Annotated in this window: 17 protein-coding genes and 1 pseudogene; 7 read left to right on the forward strand and 11 right to left on the reverse strand. The window is 34.5% G+C overall.

From position 1 onward, the window contains the following. Nucleotides 1–131: RHS repeat-associated core domain-containing protein (locus ACQKMR_RS26755; RefSeq protein WP_427700005.1), on the reverse strand; the 131-nt coding region annotated here is incomplete at its 3' end. A 420-nt stretch (nucleotides 132–551) separates the two neighbouring features. Between ACQKMR_RS26755 and ACQKMR_RS26760 the strand changes: the two genes are divergently transcribed. Beyond that, complete coding sequence (locus ACQKMR_RS26760) at nucleotides 552–1064, forward strand: hypothetical protein (protein ID WP_427699989.1); 513 nt, start codon at nucleotides 552–554, stop codon at nucleotides 1062–1064. Between the two features lie 26 nt (nucleotides 1065–1090). Continuing rightward, nucleotides 1091–1705 (forward strand): hypothetical protein, encoded by a 615-nt coding sequence (locus ACQKMR_RS26765; protein WP_427699990.1) that lies wholly within the window; start codon nucleotides 1091–1093, stop codon nucleotides 1703–1705. Between the two features lie 936 nt (nucleotides 1706–2641). Here the strand turns inward: ACQKMR_RS26765 and ACQKMR_RS26770 are convergent. Then, nucleotides 2642–2956 (reverse strand): antibiotic biosynthesis monooxygenase family protein, encoded by a 315-nt coding sequence (locus ACQKMR_RS26770; protein WP_427699991.1) that lies wholly within the window; start codon nucleotides 2954–2956, stop codon nucleotides 2642–2644. A 90-nt stretch (nucleotides 2957–3046) separates the two neighbouring features. Between ACQKMR_RS26770 and ACQKMR_RS26775 the strand changes: the two genes are divergently transcribed. Beyond that, nucleotides 3047–3733: an ArsR/SmtB family transcription factor gene (locus ACQKMR_RS26775; RefSeq protein WP_427699992.1), complete on the forward strand. Its 687-nt coding sequence runs from the start codon at nucleotides 3047–3049 to the stop codon at nucleotides 3731–3733. 111 nt (nucleotides 3734–3844) lie between these two features. Here the strand turns inward: ACQKMR_RS26775 and ACQKMR_RS26780 are convergent, their stop codons facing one another. Further along, a complete protein-coding gene (locus ACQKMR_RS26780) occupies nucleotides 3845–4729 on the reverse strand; it encodes a DMT family transporter (protein WP_427699993.1) in 885 nt (294 codons plus the stop codon). Between the two features lie 104 nt (nucleotides 4730–4833). Here ACQKMR_RS26780 and ACQKMR_RS26785 point away from each other — a divergent pair, with 104 nt between their 5' ends. Continuing rightward, a complete protein-coding gene (locus tag ACQKMR_RS26785; RefSeq protein ID WP_427699994.1) occupies nucleotides 4834–4989 on the forward strand; it encodes a hypothetical protein in 156 nt (51 codons plus the stop codon). A 174-nt stretch (nucleotides 4990–5163) separates the two neighbouring features. Here the strand turns inward: ACQKMR_RS26785 and ACQKMR_RS26790 are convergent, their stop codons facing one another. From ACQKMR_RS26790 to ACQKMR_RS26810, 5 genes and pseudogenes are all read right to left on the reverse strand, one after another. Continuing rightward, the gene (locus ACQKMR_RS26790) at nucleotides 5164–5373 is read right to left on the reverse strand and encodes a hypothetical protein (RefSeq protein ID WP_427699995.1); all 210 of its coding nucleotides are present in this window, start codon (nucleotides 5371–5373) and stop codon (nucleotides 5164–5166) included. Nucleotides 5374–5603: 230 nt separating this feature from the next. Then, a pseudogene (locus tag ACQKMR_RS26795) lies at nucleotides 5604–5828 on the reverse strand (zinc ribbon domain-containing protein); the annotation flags it as partial. Between the two features lie 354 nt (nucleotides 5829–6182). Beyond that, on the reverse strand, nucleotides 6183–7340 hold the full coding sequence (locus ACQKMR_RS26800) for a glycosyl hydrolase family 18 protein (protein WP_427699996.1): 1158 nt from the start codon (nucleotides 7338–7340) through the stop codon (nucleotides 6183–6185). Between the two features lie 268 nt (nucleotides 7341–7608). Continuing rightward, the gene (locus tag ACQKMR_RS26805; RefSeq protein ID WP_427699997.1) at nucleotides 7609–8532 is read right to left on the reverse strand and encodes an LCP family protein; all 924 of its coding nucleotides are present in this window, start codon (nucleotides 8530–8532) and stop codon (nucleotides 7609–7611) included. A gap of 280 nt (nucleotides 8533–8812) precedes the next feature. Next, on the reverse strand, nucleotides 8813–10237 hold the full coding sequence (locus tag ACQKMR_RS26810) for a glycosyltransferase (RefSeq protein WP_427699998.1): 1425 nt from the start codon (nucleotides 10235–10237) through the stop codon (nucleotides 8813–8815). Nucleotides 10238–10963: 726 nt separating this feature from the next. Between ACQKMR_RS26810 and ACQKMR_RS26815 the strand changes: the two genes are divergently transcribed. The 3 genes from ACQKMR_RS26815 (at nucleotide 10964) to ACQKMR_RS26825 (ending at nucleotide 14171) form a co-directional block, all read left to right on the forward strand. Next, on the forward strand, nucleotides 10964–12880 hold the full coding sequence (locus ACQKMR_RS26815; RefSeq protein ID WP_427699999.1) for a gamma-glutamyltransferase: 1917 nt from the start codon (nucleotides 10964–10966) through the stop codon (nucleotides 12878–12880). A 329-nt stretch (nucleotides 12881–13209) separates the two neighbouring features. Continuing rightward, entirely contained in the window at nucleotides 13210–13659 is a 450-nt protein-coding gene (locus ACQKMR_RS26820) for a LysM peptidoglycan-binding domain-containing protein (protein WP_427700000.1), read from the forward strand. A gap of 38 nt (nucleotides 13660–13697) precedes the next feature. Further along, nucleotides 13698–14171 (forward strand): polysaccharide deacetylase family protein, encoded by a 474-nt coding sequence (locus ACQKMR_RS26825; protein WP_427700001.1) that lies wholly within the window; start codon nucleotides 13698–13700, stop codon nucleotides 14169–14171. A 426-nt stretch (nucleotides 14172–14597) separates the two neighbouring features. On the opposite strand, the gene ACQKMR_RS26830 is transcribed toward ACQKMR_RS26825, so the two are convergent. The 3 genes from ACQKMR_RS26830 to ACQKMR_RS26840 all read right to left on the reverse strand — a co-directional run bounded on the left by ACQKMR_RS26830 (nucleotide 14598) and on the right by ACQKMR_RS26840 (nucleotide 16149). Beyond that, entirely contained in the window at nucleotides 14598–14807 is a 210-nt protein-coding gene (locus ACQKMR_RS26830; protein ID WP_427700002.1) for a DUF6440 family protein, read from the reverse strand. Between the two features lie 226 nt (nucleotides 14808–15033). Then, the gene (locus ACQKMR_RS26835) at nucleotides 15034–15456 is read right to left on the reverse strand and encodes a hypothetical protein (protein ID WP_427700003.1); all 423 of its coding nucleotides are present in this window, start codon (nucleotides 15454–15456) and stop codon (nucleotides 15034–15036) included. A gap of 201 nt (nucleotides 15457–15657) precedes the next feature. Further along, entirely contained in the window at nucleotides 15658–16149 is a 492-nt protein-coding gene (locus tag ACQKMR_RS26840) for a hypothetical protein (protein WP_427700004.1), read from the reverse strand. Nucleotides 16150–16533 lie beyond the last annotated feature (384 nt).

Below are 16533 nucleotides of genomic sequence, written 5' to 3' on the forward strand. Positions count from 1 at the left end.
CCAGGATACGCATCTAGCGACAAAAAATTACCGTTTTCAGGATTATAATATCTGGCATTCAAATAATAATGATTCATATCAATATCATAGTAATACCCGGCATACCTGCTACTCGACTTATCCTTATTCAGCTAACCTGCCCCGTTAGTTGAAGAAGAAAAATCAAAAGCATTGTTTAATAGAGTCTATTTTAAAGAAGTAACAATCAAATAAAGTTCGTAAAAGTATACTTTTACGAACCTACAGATTTCATAATTAGATAAATAAAGATGAAATAGAAAAAGCTCTAGTGGTTAATCTAGGGCTTTTTATTGATCATCTAGCAAACCCTCGCTACATCAAGGTTGTATAAAATCCTGAATAAACGATAAAAAACTACTAAGAGTCAAATCCCTGATACACATGGGTTTGGCTTTTTTAGCTACTTCCTAAAATTCACTTTATGTTAACTGGATTTGTATAGAGTATTCATACGATCCTTTGGGATCTTGTTCAACTAAAGGGCCATTTGGTAAACTTAATTTAGGGAAAATTCTTAAAAGGGGTTTTGTATGAGACGAAATATTATTATTTTTATTACAATTGGAATTTTACTATTATTAACGGTATTTTCATTTAACCATACTTTCTCTCGCTCATATCATCATACATTTACAAAAACAACAGATTTAAGTAAAGAAAATATTGAAGGTCTGTTTTTAAATGATGATTTTTATAGCGAAGAAATTACAAAAAAGTATGGAAAGAAAACCGAACAAAGTAGAGATGTTACAGGTTATGATTATTATGAGTTAAGAAAAGGAATTGAAGTCGCAACTAACAAATCTGGCAAAATTACGAGGTTTAACATAACTGACAGGAATTTAGAAACTGTAAAAGTAATAAAAATTGGTGACAAAAAAGAAGATGTAATAAAAGCATATGGAAAGAATCATTATTTTCGCTTGGAACAAGGAGTAGATATTATCGGCTATGTAGATAAAAAAAGAGATATATCCATAGAATTCTGGTTATTTGACGATAAAGTTGAGTTTTATAGACTTGATAATAAATTAATGAAATAAAAGCTGTTTAATTGGGGGAGTAAAAGATGCGAAATTTTAAAGGGTATTGTTTGTTTATAATTTTCACCTTGTTGCTAACAGGGTGTACCGGTGTAGAGAAAGAAAAGCCGTCATCAAATACGAAAATAACCATTGAGTCATATAACATGAGTGAAAAGGAAAAACTGCTCATTAGCAAGACTGGTGTAGGGCAAATTGAATTTTTTAGGCTGAATGGCACTCTTAAGGAAGATGATAATTTGCAATTCTCAGTGGTGGAATTTGAAAACGGTAAGTTTAAAAAGGAGTTGCAAAATACTTCAGATGGACCGAAAGCAAAATTTAAAGACAGCCTCATTTCTTTTGGAATAAGTGGTATCGAAGATGAAGGTCATTCTTTAAAGCTGTTAACTGGTGTACCATCTGGACTTACTACAACGGAGTATTCAAATAATATGACAATGTCTTCCTTTAGTAAGTTAATAGGCGAAAAGATTACTTTAGAAAAAAATAAACCTGCATATTTAGTAGCGTGGTTAGGCACTACTAAAAACAGTTTGCGTTCTGTTGAAAGCGAAAATGGCGAATTACCTACAGGTATTGAAGAAGCCGAGTTTGCACTTTTATACAAAGTTTTATGGACTGATAAAGAAAAGAAATAACTTCTGTTTTGTTAAACAATCGGGCGCTTTAATTGAACAAGCAGCTAAAAGGATCTTCCAACCGAAGATCCTTTTTCAGTACCTATAAAGATGATTATGTGAATTAGAGTTTTTTCGTTAGTTGAAGAAGAAAAATCAAAAGCATTGTTTAACAGAGTCTATTTTAAAGAAGTAACAATCAAAAAAGTGCGTAAAAGACGTTAAGAAATCGACTTTTTTTTCTTCTTCTTAATGAACTAACGCACCCGTTAGCCATCCATGAAGCGCAAAAATCAGCGCTTCACCACAGAGAATGAAAATTGGTCTCTATGTCGATAATGTTTTAATGGCTGGCGAAGAAGGTCGTTGAACTATGGTGCCTTTGAGCCCATCCGTTAGTCTGACTCCGACGACCACGGTGTACCACCGACTGTCGCGCCCTATATGGGTAGCACTCATGGGAGATTAATCCTTTTTTGGTCGTCGCGCTAGCCTCTACTTAATTTGCTATGACTGGAGATTTTTGTTTAACGATTTACCAAACTCAATCAGATCACTCATAAGGCTCAGCCTTTTTTAAAAAGCGTTTTTACTGGGGCTATTTTGTTATGGTTTTTTCTGGATTTTGAGCTTTTTTAATTTTCATGGTAGTTCTATAAGAAAAGCGAACCTTCTTCAAGAATCGCGCCCTTTAATGGAATAACTAAAATATGGCCTTAGTCTTAAATCACTTAATTCTTCTTCAACGCACCCGTTAGAGCAATAAGAAAAAAGGCTGCTTAATTGCAACCGTTTTACTCAAGCTCCCGTTACTTTAAGAACAATTCTTCACAAGCAACTACTAGCTGATTTAGGTGAATTTAATAAGTGGCTGCGCAAATGCAACCTCTTTTAAACTCAAGTTACCTTTTAGCGACCAAGGACTGAGCGTTTCCTTTTTCGGTTGAATTGAACAATTCAATCACTCCCTTTAAAAGAATACTCTCTTACTACTTTACAAATCTGCACGTTGAATTTACTGTACCACGTTTCTTTTCCTTTTTGTTGTGCTACTTGATGATTCGTATTCTCTTTCCACTTTTGAATCGCTTCTAAGGATTCCCAATAAGAAACTGTAATACCATGCCCTTCGTGATCTCTTGCGCTCTCAACGCTAATAAATCCAGGTTGTAATCTTGCTAATTCTACCATCTCGTCTGTCATACTTGCATATCCTTTTGAAACGTGCTTTGTTCTTTGAGAAGTAAATATTGCTACATAATAGCTGTTCATTATGTTACCTCCTTGAATTGTTATTATTCATTGTAAACGATAGACACTTCAACTATAATCGAAATATGGAATGCAGAAAGGTTGGGAAAAATGAGTATAAATCCTAATGTGGCGGAAGTTGCCTTTCTCCTTGGAGAAACGTCGCGGGCAACAATTCTAACGAGTTTAATGGACGGGCGTTTTCATACAGCCAGTGAATTAGCTTTTATGGCTGCGATAACACCTCAAACAGCCAGTTTTCACCTTTCTAAATTGATAGAAGGTAACCTTGTTAACGTTGAAAAACACGGACGTCATCGCTATTATCAGCTAGCCAATGGAGAAGTCGCGCGCATTTTAGAATCGTTTCTTGCGATTTCTCCACCTCCTGAAGTGCGTTCGTTAAAACAATCTAGCCAAGTAAAATTGCTTCGGGAAGCCAGAACTTGCTATGACCATTTAGCAGGAAAATTAGGAGTCGATTTAACCGAATCGATGTTGAATGCTGGTTATTTGGAAAAAGAAGAAAGAGAATTTGTAGTTACACCTAAAGGAAAACAGTTTTTTACTGATTTCGGCATTGATTTAGGGGAATTAAAAAGAAAACGCCGCTCATTTTCTCACGCATGTTTAGACTGGAGTGAGCGTCACCATCATCTTGGTGGCGCTTTAGGACACGGACTTATTACACACTTTTTTGATTTAGGTTGGATAGTTCGAGTTCCATCAATTCGCGCTGTAAAAGTCACAGATAGAGGGAAAGTAGGGTTTAAACAAGATTTTTATATAAATATGTAATTTAGCGCTGAGAAAAGCCCCTCCTTAGTAGACAGATAAGGATAGCTTTCTTTTTTCTGTACACTATGAGGGGCCATATAAGCGCTTGAACGCTTAGACCAAGCTATTCATTTAAATAGTTCTTTTAACTAGATTATTTTTCTGCTGAAAATTGCTATTTACAAGATAGATACCAATAATAATAAACAGGCCACCAACTATGAGTGAAGGGTATAACGGATCCCCTAATAGTAACCAACCAGATAATACACCGAAGAAAGGTGCCAAAAATAAAAAGGCACTCGTCTTTCCTGGATCACCCTTTTGTAAAAGATAATACCAAACGGCAAATTGAACAATAGAAGACATAATACTTAACCATAATAAAATGAACAATGAATTACCGTTTAAAATGAAAACTGGTTTTTCAAAAATAAAACTTCCAAGTAAAAGTAGTAATCCACCAAAAAGCATCTGATAGGCGGATAGAACCCATGTATCGAAAAACGCTCCCCATTTTTTAGCTAATAATGTGGAAATTGCCCAAAAAACAGCAGAAAGAATTCCGAAAAGAATGCCAATCTTAAATTCAATTTGAGCACCCATTGTAATACTTACCCCTACTATCCCTAAAAGAACACCAATCCATTGATAAAGTTTATAGCGTGTTTGTGAAAAGATGGTACCGAATACAACAACAAGTAACGGGTTCGTGAATGTAAGAATTGAGGATTCACTAGCCGTAATAGTTCGTAAACTCAAGAAAATACAACCCATAACACCGGCTGTTTGGAAAGTACCAATAATAAGCATCTTTATCCAGTTTCCTTTAGATGTTGGGTGCGGTCTTTTTAAAACGATAACGATTACTGCCATTATGATTCCGGCAAGTGTGAAGCGTAATGCTGCTAATAACAATGGTGATGAATAAGGCAAACCAATTTTAACTACAGCAAAAGAAGAACCCATTAAAAATGTCGTTAAAAGTATCAACAGTGTAAATTTGAAAGTATTCATTTTTTATCTCCCTACATATTATAATGACCAATCTATGGCTATTATAACTGCAGGATATTTCAGCTATAATCGAAATATGGAATGCAAATGGAGATAAATTAAAAATGGTAACATCTAAGTTGTTCGAATTGGCTTCTCTTCCTGGGGAACCTTCTGCTGCAATGCTAACTAATTTAATGAATGGGCGTTTCCATACTGCTATGAACTTGCTTATTGGAGTGTTGTTAAACTCAAAACGACAAATGGAGGAAGTTCAATAAGCCTTATTCAATTAAATGGCCCAATTGTTGAATAAAGATCAAACAGCACTCTTCAACTATCCTGCCCCGATAGTTCCATAAAGAAAGAGCTGCCTTAAAGACAGCTCTGATCTTCACCCGTTAGCTTAAATACAATGATTCACAATCTTCCCCATATTCACCCTAAAGAAAAAGTTAACCATTAAAATACTCTTTTACCTCAGAATCCTTTAATCTTAGTATCCTTTCATAAGTTGAACCGTCATATAAATTCCAAAATTTCTTATCATCATTGCTGGTGTCAGAAACAGCATAAAACTCTTTTCCTTTCGGGAAAGTAATAACGTTTTTGATTACTAAATCTTTTTTCAGATTAATTTTTGTGGGATTGACTTCATTAACCAATTTCTTATCTTCATTTATCCACTCCCTTACACCTGCTATTTCAATATCAAAATAAACAGGTATTTCATTATTAAAGATAATCGTTTTTATATTAAAATCTTTAAAATTGACTTCATATTTATATCCGATAAGTGGGGGCTTCTCGGTTAATCGTTACTTTTGATAGCTAACGAATTCGTCTTACGACAGCCGAGCTAACTCCCTTGTTCCAAAGGTTATTTTGTTACTATTTATGCCAACGCTAATAAGCGTATAGCTTCCTTTTTGATATTCATAGCTGCGTTATAGTCACGACTTATTTTTAGTCCGCAAGAACACTCATAAGTGCGTTCAGATAGTGACATATCTTTTTTGCTTCCACAACTACTACACATTTTTGTAGAAGGAAACCACTTATCTATTTTTACAAGTTGTTTTCCTTGTTCTTGTAGCTTATATGCTAAAAATGTCGTGAATTGAAAACAGCTTCTCTATCAGCTAATAAAAAATTGCTCGCTGATCGTCTTTCTTCTACACAAAATACATGAAAAAAGAGGCTTCCATTAAATTTCGAAAATTAATGGAAAACCTCTAATTCAGAAAATGTTACCCCAATGTTACCCCTCGTACGATAACAACGGTTTTAAACCTTGATATTATTAATGGGTTTAGGCACCAAGCTACATCATGCCGCCCATAAGCTCCCCACGTAAATCCTCGAAAACAACTACTAAAAAACCTATTAAAATCAAGAGTGAAAACGAGTGGTTAACAGAATAAATGATAATACATCATTAGTGCCCGCCTCCAGTTAGACAATGGGGAGGGCGCTATTGATTCTCATCTTCCTGTCTTTTAATCAGAACGTCAAAAATAGCGCTTGTTAAACTACGCGTCCCTTCAGCATCATGCCCCAGCTCCCATAGCATCATACCACCAAATTCGTTAGCAAGAGCAAGTTTGGTTTTCTTTATCATTGTCGTTTCTCCATTATAATGATAGGTCGTCCCGTTCAAGTTAACTTTGTCTCTTTCAGCATTTGTAGGATCATGATTAATGATAGCATTATAAGATAAATGCATTTTCGTTAAGTCTTCTGGTTGTGCAAAAAGAGGAACTCCTAATACTAACTTTTTCTTCGAAATTCCAAGTTTGTCAAATAAATTAGACCAATAGCTTACGATATTCTTAGTGAATGGATACGGTGATAAATTTGCAGCATTGTATTTCCCGTCCCATTGACCGTCATATGCCATGATATTAACGTGGTCAACATAATAAAACATGGATGGATCATAAACGACTGATTGAACTTCTGTCCCTGTCACACTATGAATCATTGAATATACGGCTATCGATAACTCCTTGTCATTTAAGTGTAACTTTTCTCCCAATGTTTTTGTAAAAACAGCTAGATAATGTGCATCCTCTTTTGAACGGGGGTGCTCAAAATCAATATCAATCCCATCAAGATTCTCTTCATTCGTTAGTTCAATTAGTTCGTCAATAAGCTTTGTACGAGAAGTGGGATTTGCTATGGCAGTTTTAAAATAGTCATATGATTCTCCGCCTTTCAAGTGGCGCATGCCACCTACAGCAATCATCGCCTTTGTATCTTCTTGGTGTGCATTTTGAACCATTTTGCGGAGATTTGATAAGGCCTTCCCACCATTCAATAGGAGACTTCCATCTTTTTCAGGATGGACAAATGAAAAAATAATATGTGTTAACTTCGTATAATCGATCGACGCGGGATCTCTAAAATCCTGAATATATCCTATTAATACTTTTGAATCGACAGGTTCTAACTGGGGGTTTTCCTTTTTAATATGTTGTTCTGATTTTGGCGCTTCTCCTATTATGAGTTGGCTTTGTGTTTGTGTCTGACCTTTTTCTGTATTGTTACTTGTAAATATAGATTCTAAAAAAAACCCTCCTATAAAAATGAGCAATGCTACTATTGCTAGAAGGAGGTAGTGTTTCTTCATTCAACAACCTCTTTTCATAGAAAATCGTCTTTAGAAATAGTATCAAAAAGAAATGGGAATGGGAAGTAATGTGGTGGAAATAGTGTAAGCAACCTTATTACTCTAATTAGAGTTAACAAGGTTGCTTATTGTAGTTATAAATCTTTCTTAAACTGTTTAGTCCAAATAAAACTTGTGATCGACTATCAAAATGTCCATTTATGATAAAGTCATTCTTTTGCATCGGAGCCTTTAAGAAATCAATAGGCATAGACCGATAGATAGAAAGTTATTGCTTGTCAATCTCAAGGTGTTTTTTCAATTCATCGGAAATTTCACCAACCTTTTCTTTATCTGGTATAAAATAGTAGATTTTATTCATTTCCGAATCTTTTCCATCAATTTGGTGCTGTACTATGTTTTGAAGGGACTCTTTATAATTGGATTGAATAGCCCACATATCATTGAAAGTCAAGTTTGTTTTCACGTTGTTTTCAACAACTTTAAATATATCATCAAATTTCGTAATAGAGGATATGTGGGATCCCTTATTAATCACAGCTTCAATTACTTGACGTTGTCGAAGTTGTCGACCAAAGTCCCCCCGTGGATCGTCTTTTCTCATTCGAGAGTAACCTAGGGCTTCTTTACCGTTCAAATTGATCGTGCCTGTCGGATAATGAACACCATAAATAGTAAAATCTAAATCATTATCTACTTTCACTCCTCCTACTGCATCAACAATATCTACAAAGCTTTTCATATCACCCTTTATAAAATAATCAACAGGAATATCTAAGAACTTTTCTACGGTACGTATGGTCATTCCATCACCACCCAATGCATGAGAGTGGTTAATCTTATCTTTTGTTCCTTTCCCAATTATCTTAGTATACGTATCACGAGGAATGCTTACCACGTGCATGGATTGACTATGGGGATTAATCGTTAATAAGATTAATGCATCAGACCGTCCGTGTAGTTCTCGATCTGCGGGATCATCAATTCCCATTAGTAAAACTGAAATGGGATCTCCTTCTTTAATGTTAATCTTTTCTAGTCGTTCTTTAGATTCGTATTTTACTTGAATACTTGCTACAGTTGACGTTACCATAGACCATAAGTAATATGTGAAACTGCCTCCCCCTAAAATTAAAATAATAATTGTGGTTAATATAATAAGTAATATTTTTTTTCTCTTTCCAGTGCTCATTGTATACCTCACTTTAATAAATCTAATGGATTATAGATTATTTGTTTGTATTTAAAAATATGAAATTATAAATTTTTGACCTGTGGATAAGCGCTTCGACATCCAGCGTAAGCGTCCCAGCGACTAATGAACTTCCCCCTCCTCACTGCGATAAGTTAACATCGAATCGCTTACGCTCTTCGTGTTTCCTTTATCTCATTCGGAGTGGTCCAGTCCATACGTCGCTAAACGGGCACTTGTGCTTTTGTTCTGAAAAATACATACTCTCTTAATTATTGGACTATGCTACAGATTTAGAATCAGTTTTAGAATCAGTTTGATAGTCTCGTCCTGTTCGATTTACTTTATTCCAGTCCTTGTTGAAGAAATAAGCAATACTTCCATACATTACAAGGTACATAATGATAAAGCGATAAATAAAAATATCTAGGAGAATAGTAAAGAATAAGCGATATATATCTTTCTTTTGAAATCTAAATCCGTAATACCTACTCACTCCAATTGCCACCAAATTATACATAAAATGAAATAATAAAATGTAAAGTAAAATGGTAAGCATATGTAAAATGTTAGAAGAAAATGGATTAAAGATACTATTTACCACAAATAAACTCGTCATAATATAAGCAGTAATGGTTCTACCTATAAAAGATTCAAATAAATAGAAAAACGAGACGGCTTTAGTAAATAAGGTTTTACAAAAAAAAGAACGGAAATGGATGACACAGTCTATAAATGCCTTTTGCCAGCGTACGCGTTGTTTAAAAAAGTCCTTCCAGTTTTCAGGTAATTCTGTATAAGCAACAGCATCTGAAATTAGAGCAATCTTCTTATTTTTTTGTTTGGATATGTACTTATGGATGCGTAGTGTTATGTCAATGTCTTCTCCTATAGTTGAACGATAACCTCCTACATTAATAAGTGTTTGTTTCGTAAAAATACCAAATGCTCCTGATATGACGGCTAAAGCTTGAAAACGTGCAAGTGATAATTTTGTAACATAGAAAGCTTTTAGAAAATCCAATGTTTGGAGACGTACTAGCATGTTTGCATGAACTAAAGACAAATAGCTCAAAGGTTTAGATGTTTTTGTTTGTAGAACGTGCACGACCCCTCCTGCAGCAACGACGTCCTTATCTTCAAAGGTTTTGTTAATCACTGATAAGGCCTGATCTGTCAAGATGGTGTCTGCATCTAATGTGATAACTAAACTTTGACTCGAATATTCAATGCCAGCATTTAAGGCATCAGCTTTTCCACCATTCGTTTTATCTAAAACGTATATATGAGGGTAAAGCTTGGATTGAAAAACATTTTTTACTTTTTTATGGGACAGCTTTCTGAGTGGAGATCTAGAACATGGTGTTAATTTTAGAAACTTATTCAATAAAGAAAGTGTTTCATCCGTTGATCCGTCATTGATATAAATGACCTCAAACTGTGAATAAGATAATGATTTCATACTGTTAATCGAAGTCTCAATAATTCCCTGTTCATTGTAACAAGGGACTATTATACTAACCCCTTTTTCTTTTTCTATTTCTACATTACGATTAACGTCTTCGCTTTTTTCCCGAAACCAAGGCAAACAATGGAGTAAATGAAGGACAGGGAAAGCATTGCCTAAAAAGAACAAAAATACGAGAATATCATCCCAAAACACAATCGAAGTTATAATATCCGAAGTTATAATATCAATAATCATTCATCACCTTTCTGACATGTTATATTATCAGAAAATAGGGAAATAGAAATTATTTCTATGGAAATTAAGGAAAAAATTAATATAGGTAATTCTGTTGTTATAATTGTAAAATAATAAAAATTAAATATGTATAAAAAATGGATAATGATGAAGATTTTATACTATTAAGTAATGCGAGGTTTGTGTAGTAGTCAAATTACACTCCGAAATAAGCTTTAATAGATATTAAATAGGCATATAATCTGGATCTAAATACCTAAAAAATATGTTTTCTTTGAAATACAAATGAAATTTTCAATTCTATCAAAAAATCTCGTTCTTCACTTATCTAGTTGTAGAATAAAATCAACAATAGCAACTGAAATTAGTGAAAATTACTACAATTAAAACAACCATTTAATGTCCACTCATATACAAAGTAATGCCGAAATTCATATCCTAATCCCCTGATTTTTATAATTCCATTGATTTACAGACCTTTATACTAGTAAATGGGGGAATAGATAAAGGATAATCGTGATGTTCAATTTTTTATGATTCTTTCCTAACGGTGTAAAAGATTTATCGTTATCCGTTTTTTAACTTTATTAACTTTATTTTACTTTTTTACAGAATGCAACAGAGATATTACATTCTGTGAATTCTTGATAAAATCATTTTTCCTTCCTTCATTCTCTGATAATATGAATCCTGTTATGAAAATTTAGTGAGGTGGGGAACGGAACTTTGTTAAAGAAATTATTATCAGTATGTCTTTTATTAAATCTTATTATTTCGGGGGGAGTGGTACACGCCAATTCGGTATCCAGTGAACAAGATAGTACACCTTCAGTTACTGATCTCATGGGTTCACAAGAAGGTTATGGTGTGAGTGCCTCTAATCCCCGCGCAGTCGAAGTGGGGATGAAAGTGCTTGAAAATGGAGGGAATGCCGCTGATGCTGCCATTGCTGTTTCCTACGTGCTTTCTGTTGTTGAGCCATTTGGGTCAGGGATTGGCGGCGGTGGTCAAATGCTACTTATACCGCCGAAGACAAATAAACCTGTTGTTTATGATTATCGAGTACAAGCCACATCTGATGAGAAACTGGGTAGTAAAAAATCAGGTGTCCCCGGTTTCGTTAAAGGGATGGATATGATACATAGAGATTATGGGTCAAAACCATTTGCTGAACTGATTTCACCTGCAATCGACTTCGCAGAGAAAGGAGTTGAAGTCGACAAACTATTATCGGAACGTCTTACAGGCGCCAGTCAGAGGTTGCCGGTAAAGGACTTGCCGCATTTCTATCCTGATATGAAACCCATAAAACCGGGGGAAACGTTAAAACAAAAGGAGTTGGCGAAAACTCTAACTAAAATCAAGGAAAACGGTCCAAACGCTTTTTATAAAGGTGAAATAAGTGAGAGTTTTATAAAAGCTGTTCCATACATGGATAAGAAAGATTTGGAAGACTATGAAATTCAGAAACCAGAACCTGTGAAAGGAAAACTGAATGAATGGACCGTTTATTCTGCCAGTCCTCCTCTTACAGGAGTACCTTTTGTTCAGTCGTTAAAACTTGCTGAAAAAATGAATATAGCTGAAACAAAAGGTGATGAGGGCCGATTCACTCATTTAATGACAGAAATCTCAAGAGTCACAAAGAATGATAGAATAAAAGAAATCGGAGATCCTACATTCAATAAAATAGATGCGGATGAACTTGTCAGTGATGCTCATATCCAAAAACTTGCTGATAATATTTCTCCTCACAAGATCTCAACAGTAACAGAGGATGACGGGGAAAACGTTAATGATTCCCATACAGATACAACACATTTTGTCATTGTCGATAAAGAAGGAATGATGATATCTGCAACTAATACATTGAGCAACTTTTTCGGAACAGGAGAATATACGGATGGTTACTTTATCAATAATGCCATTGAATATCAATTTAGCACTAAAAAAGATTCACCAAACCGTTATGAACCTAATAAGCGCCCAAGAAGTTCTACTACTCCGACAATTTTGATCAATGGAGAAAGAGCTATTGGGATTGGAAGCCCTGGGGGAGCAAGAATTCCGTCTGTAATGGCACAAGTGTTAGCCAGACATTTTTATCTGGATGAATCACTTGAAGAGGCTGTGAGAGCTAAAAGGTTTTATGGTAAAGGTAAATATCTATATGTAGAAGATGGTTTTCCTGAAGAGGTAAAAGTTGACATGAGAAACCGAGGATATAATGTTCAACCAATGCATATATCCGTCTACTTCGGTGGAATTCAAGCGCTTGAAGTGAACAAAAAAGAAGGTACCATTGATGGAATTGCTGATTCACGACGAGGCGGAACATGGGATGCCAAGGGTAAAAACACTTATAAAGTTCAAAATGGGGATACCCTTTGGAAAGTTGCTAATAAGTATCAAACATCGATGGATAAGATAGTAAATCTAAATAAATTGCAGTCTACTGACCTTTATCCAGGTCAACAATTAAAAATTCCTGGACCGAGTAAAACATACACAGTTGTTTCAGGAGACACAATCTATAAAATGTCACTTAAACTTGATATTCCGATGTCTGAGTTAATACAAGCCAACCCGAAAATTGAAAATCCCCAGTGGATTTATCCAGGCGATAAAATAAATGTTCCATAAAAGGGACAACAAGAATGACTTTTATGGATGATTCTAATAAGAAAAGAATCGCCCAAATTTATAGACCACAATACGGGCGATTGCGCTTTTGTTCTTGCTGAAAGAAGCGGATGATTTATAATAGGGGAATTGAAAGTAACAATAAAGGCAATTGAGTAATTATCAACACGGATTCTGCGTTAAGCTAAATCCGTGTTTTTTTCGTTTTAATGTAAACGTCAAATGGAACATGTGAACCATTTTTTCAATTCGTTTGCTTTTGCATTTGAAGAAAATTTCTATTTTCCTTTGTATCAATTATTTTCAAAAACTTCAGGAGGAGGGAAATCATGCTTAAAATAGCTACCATTTTAATTGCATTTATCTTAGTTTGTCTGCCTATGTTTGATAAATCTGCAATAGCTGAGACTTACATAGTTCAATCAGGAGATAACCTTTCGAAAATTTCCAATAAGTATGAAACATCAGTAGAAAAGATTGTTAATTTGAACAAATTGCTATCTACTGTAATTGAACCAGGTCAATACTTGGAAATTCCTGACACGTATATAGTTAGTGAAGGGGACACGCTTTATAAAATTTCTAATAAACTCGGAGTCTCTATACCTGAGTTATTAGAAGCCAACCCAACAATTGAAAATCCTAATTGGATTTACCCTGAACAAATAATCAATGTTCCAATAAAAAATGAAATGATTTATATGGGAAACCCTAGTAAGAAAAGAATCGCCCTGACTTTTGACGACGGTCCAGAAGATTCTATACCCCGCAAATTTTAGAAATCTTAAAGCAAAAGGGTGTAAAGGCTACCTTTTTTGTGATAGGTGAGAGAGCCAAGAAGTATCCAGAACAATTAAGACAAATTTACAAAAAAGGACATGCTATAGGCAACCACACTTGGGATCACCCGCATTTACCTGAGCTTACGGACCAACAATTTAACAAAAATATACAGTCCACTACCGCAGAAATTGAGAAAATTATAGGGTTCAAACCAGATTTATTCCGACCGCCATATGGAGAAATTGAAGATCGACAGGTAGCAATGCTTAATAAACAAGGCTACCGTTCGATCATGTGGACGGCTGATACAAAGGACTGGAGTGGAGTGTACGCAGAAGAAATTGTATCAAGAGTGAAGCAAGACACTAGACCTGGAGTTATCGTCCTTCAACATAACTATCATGCATCCGGGCAATTTGAAACTGTTAAGGCATTGCCTCAAATCATTGACGAATTACGTGCACAGGGCTATGAGTTTGTTACCGTCCCAACACTCTTAGGTAATTAGAAATAAAGAATTCGGGGTGTTGTTTTGTGTAGTTATTTTTTGTTTTATAAAGAGTAAAGATTTTTTTACACGGTCCAGAATCAAACTAATAATGTGTTGAAAATCTTTAGTGTTTTTCAAAAGGCATAATTTAAGAGAGGGACTAAAAGCATCAAAAAAGGAGTAGCTCAACAAAAGTTGGCCACTCCTTTTTTGATAATAATTTGATTGTTTCTTTTAAACATTTTTCTGAATAAGAAGATTAATCCAACTACAACTAAGACAGTAATAATACTTCCTGGAAGTCCAAAACTATTTAACATTATGGTTTCTCCTCCTTTTTTATAACCTTAACTATGTGTAATTTTATTTTACAATAAAAGAACATTCCTATTGTGACTTCTTGTTGAACAAACCTGCCCCTATAGTTGAACAAGATAAAGTGTGTTATTCATTATTTGGTTTTATCATTGGTTTTCCATCCTTATCCAATAACGGGGTAATTCCCCCTGCATATCCACTCCAACTAAATAAATAATGAATTCCTGTTTCTTTATCTACTATTATTCTGTTTCCATTAGCCACGCCATTTTCTGTAAGGATTTCTTCAAATCTCTTCTTTAAGCCTTTATTCTTCTCTGAGTCTTTATTAAACATTTTTTCGCCCCCATATTCATTTAAATGTTAACACTATTACTGAAATTTCAAATAACACCTTTTAATACTACGATCTTAGCAGGTAATTATTTCAAAAGTAGTAAAAAAGCAACATTTTTTTTGAAAACAGCCTATTGTATTAACCTGCCCCGTTAGCACAATAAGAAAAGCTGCCTTCAAAGACAACGCTGTTCTTCAGCTAACGCACCTGTTAGTGAAATAAGGTTTAAACTTCTTCTTGATACATTTCTGATTTTATCGGCTTTAAATTCGAAGGCATTTTAAACTCCTGAAGGTTTTCTATATGATTTAAAAAACCATCTATATCATCATAATCCATTGACCATTCTTCTACCTCTAACTTTCTTAACTCAACTGTTGGTTTAAATAAAAATTCACAGTGAAGTTGTTCCATACGAGAATACTCGTCTTCTTCATAAACAGTAAATTGACGTACAAAATCAAAATGAAATAGTTCCTCTCCAGTAAAATCATAAATACCACATTGAAATAGAATTTCTTTATCTTCTTCTCCCTCAACTGGTTCTTTACAAAAATCCTTAAATGTTTCCCAAACTTTTTTTATATCATCGGCATCTTCACCAATCTTATCTTTAAGGTAACTTTCAGCATTTTTAACCGTAATCATTCCAACACCTCCGATATTATTATGTAAGTATTCTTATTAAACTAAACTGCCCCGTTAGTGCCATAAGAAAAAGAATTAGGGATACAAAAAATATGAAATAATAACAAACAGAGCCAAAGTAATAGCTATTTTAATCCACTCAAGGAGTGTCTTTATTAATAACTAACTCATGCGTTAGTTCAATTGTCGTTCACTCCTTTCCTAAAATTCATCAGGAGCCCAAGAAGCAATATCGATATCGTCACCAGGGGTCGCAACTATCAGCCAATTATCACCAGTATATCCAGCACCGTCACCTGCTTGCCAACATTCATACATGTTGTGATGCCCGTTTACAAACAAGGTTTGACCAGATTGAAAAACGATAAAAAGGTGCGGAACAGTTTCACCTAATTTAATGTCAACAACTTTTTCTCTCCGTAATTTAAAGACTATATTATATTCATCCTCTTCAGTTAACTCACTCATTTCATCCTCCGAGTTAGGATAATCATTATTTCCTGAAGAAAAAACATTCCATTTTGACTCAATATTTAACCATAAATCATCTGGTTGATTATTAGAATTATTATAATTCATAAATCGAATCAGAATTGCACCTGGTCCAACACCAAATTTTACTCCATCCAATTGACTTCCAATAAACATATGTTTAAGTGCCTTTTCGGAAAAAAATTTTAATTCAATATCCAAAATTAACACACCTTTCTAATAACTTCAATTACTTAACAATTCAACATGGTTCGCATAAATACCCTTGTCTCATTTTATCAACCGTTAATTGAGTTGTGATATTACTAGAATTAATGAGTAAAGAAATCATAGCTTCTTTTTTATGGAGATTTTTAACCTTCTCTGTTAAAGAATTTGATGAATCAACCAAATATACTACTGATTAATTGTACTTCTTTATGTCGTGGTTTTAGCCTAATGTGACATTTTGAATCAATTTTCTTGTTGAACTAAACTGCCCCGTTAGTTCCATAATCGAGTAGGGGGAAAATAAGTGTATTATTTTCGCCCCTCTCACAACACCGTACGTACGGTTCGCGTATACGGCGTTTCAATTTATATCAC

Source organism: Peribacillus sp. NPDC096540 (assembly GCF_050278525.1).
Lineage (GTDB): Bacteria > Bacillota > Bacilli > Bacillales > DSM-1321 > Peribacillus.

What these genes read in the sequence shown, in the direction of transcription:
- ACQKMR_RS26760 (WP_427699989.1), top strand. Translation starts at nt 552, where the DNA reads ATGAGACGAAATATTATTATTTTTATTACAATTGGAATTTTACTATTA.
- ACQKMR_RS26765 (WP_427699990.1), top strand. Translation starts at nt 1,091, where the DNA reads ATGCGAAATTTTAAAGGGTATTGTTTGTTTATAATTTTCACCTTGTTG.
- ACQKMR_RS26770 (WP_427699991.1), bottom strand. Translation starts at nt 2,956, where the DNA reads ATGAACAGCTATTATGTAGCAATATTTACTTCTCAAAGAACAAAGCAC.
- ACQKMR_RS26775 (WP_427699992.1), top strand. Translation starts at nt 3,047, where the DNA reads ATGAGTATAAATCCTAATGTGGCGGAAGTTGCCTTTCTCCTTGGAGAA.
- ACQKMR_RS26780 (WP_427699993.1), bottom strand. Translation starts at nt 4,729, where the DNA reads ATGAATACTTTCAAATTTACACTGTTGATACTTTTAACGACATTTTTA.
- ACQKMR_RS26785 (WP_427699994.1), top strand. Translation starts at nt 4,834, where the DNA reads ATGGTAACATCTAAGTTGTTCGAATTGGCTTCTCTTCCTGGGGAACCT.
- ACQKMR_RS26800 (WP_427699996.1), bottom strand. Translation starts at nt 7,340, where the DNA reads ATGAAGAAACACTACCTCCTTCTAGCAATAGTAGCATTGCTCATTTTT.
- ACQKMR_RS26805 (WP_427699997.1), bottom strand. Translation starts at nt 8,532, where the DNA reads ATGAGCACTGGAAAGAGAAAAAAAATATTACTTATTATATTAACCACA.
- ACQKMR_RS26810 (WP_427699998.1), bottom strand. Translation starts at nt 10,237, where the DNA reads ATGATTATTGATATTATAACTTCGGATATTATAACTTCGATTGTGTTT.
- ACQKMR_RS26820 (WP_427700000.1), top strand. Translation starts at nt 13,210, where the DNA reads ATGCTTAAAATAGCTACCATTTTAATTGCATTTATCTTAGTTTGTCTG.
- ACQKMR_RS26830 (WP_427700002.1), bottom strand. Translation starts at nt 14,807, where the DNA reads ATGTTTAATAAAGACTCAGAGAAGAATAAAGGCTTAAAGAAGAGATTT.
- ACQKMR_RS26835 (WP_427700003.1), bottom strand. Translation starts at nt 15,456, where the DNA reads ATGATTACGGTTAAAAATGCTGAAAGTTACCTTAAAGATAAGATTGGT.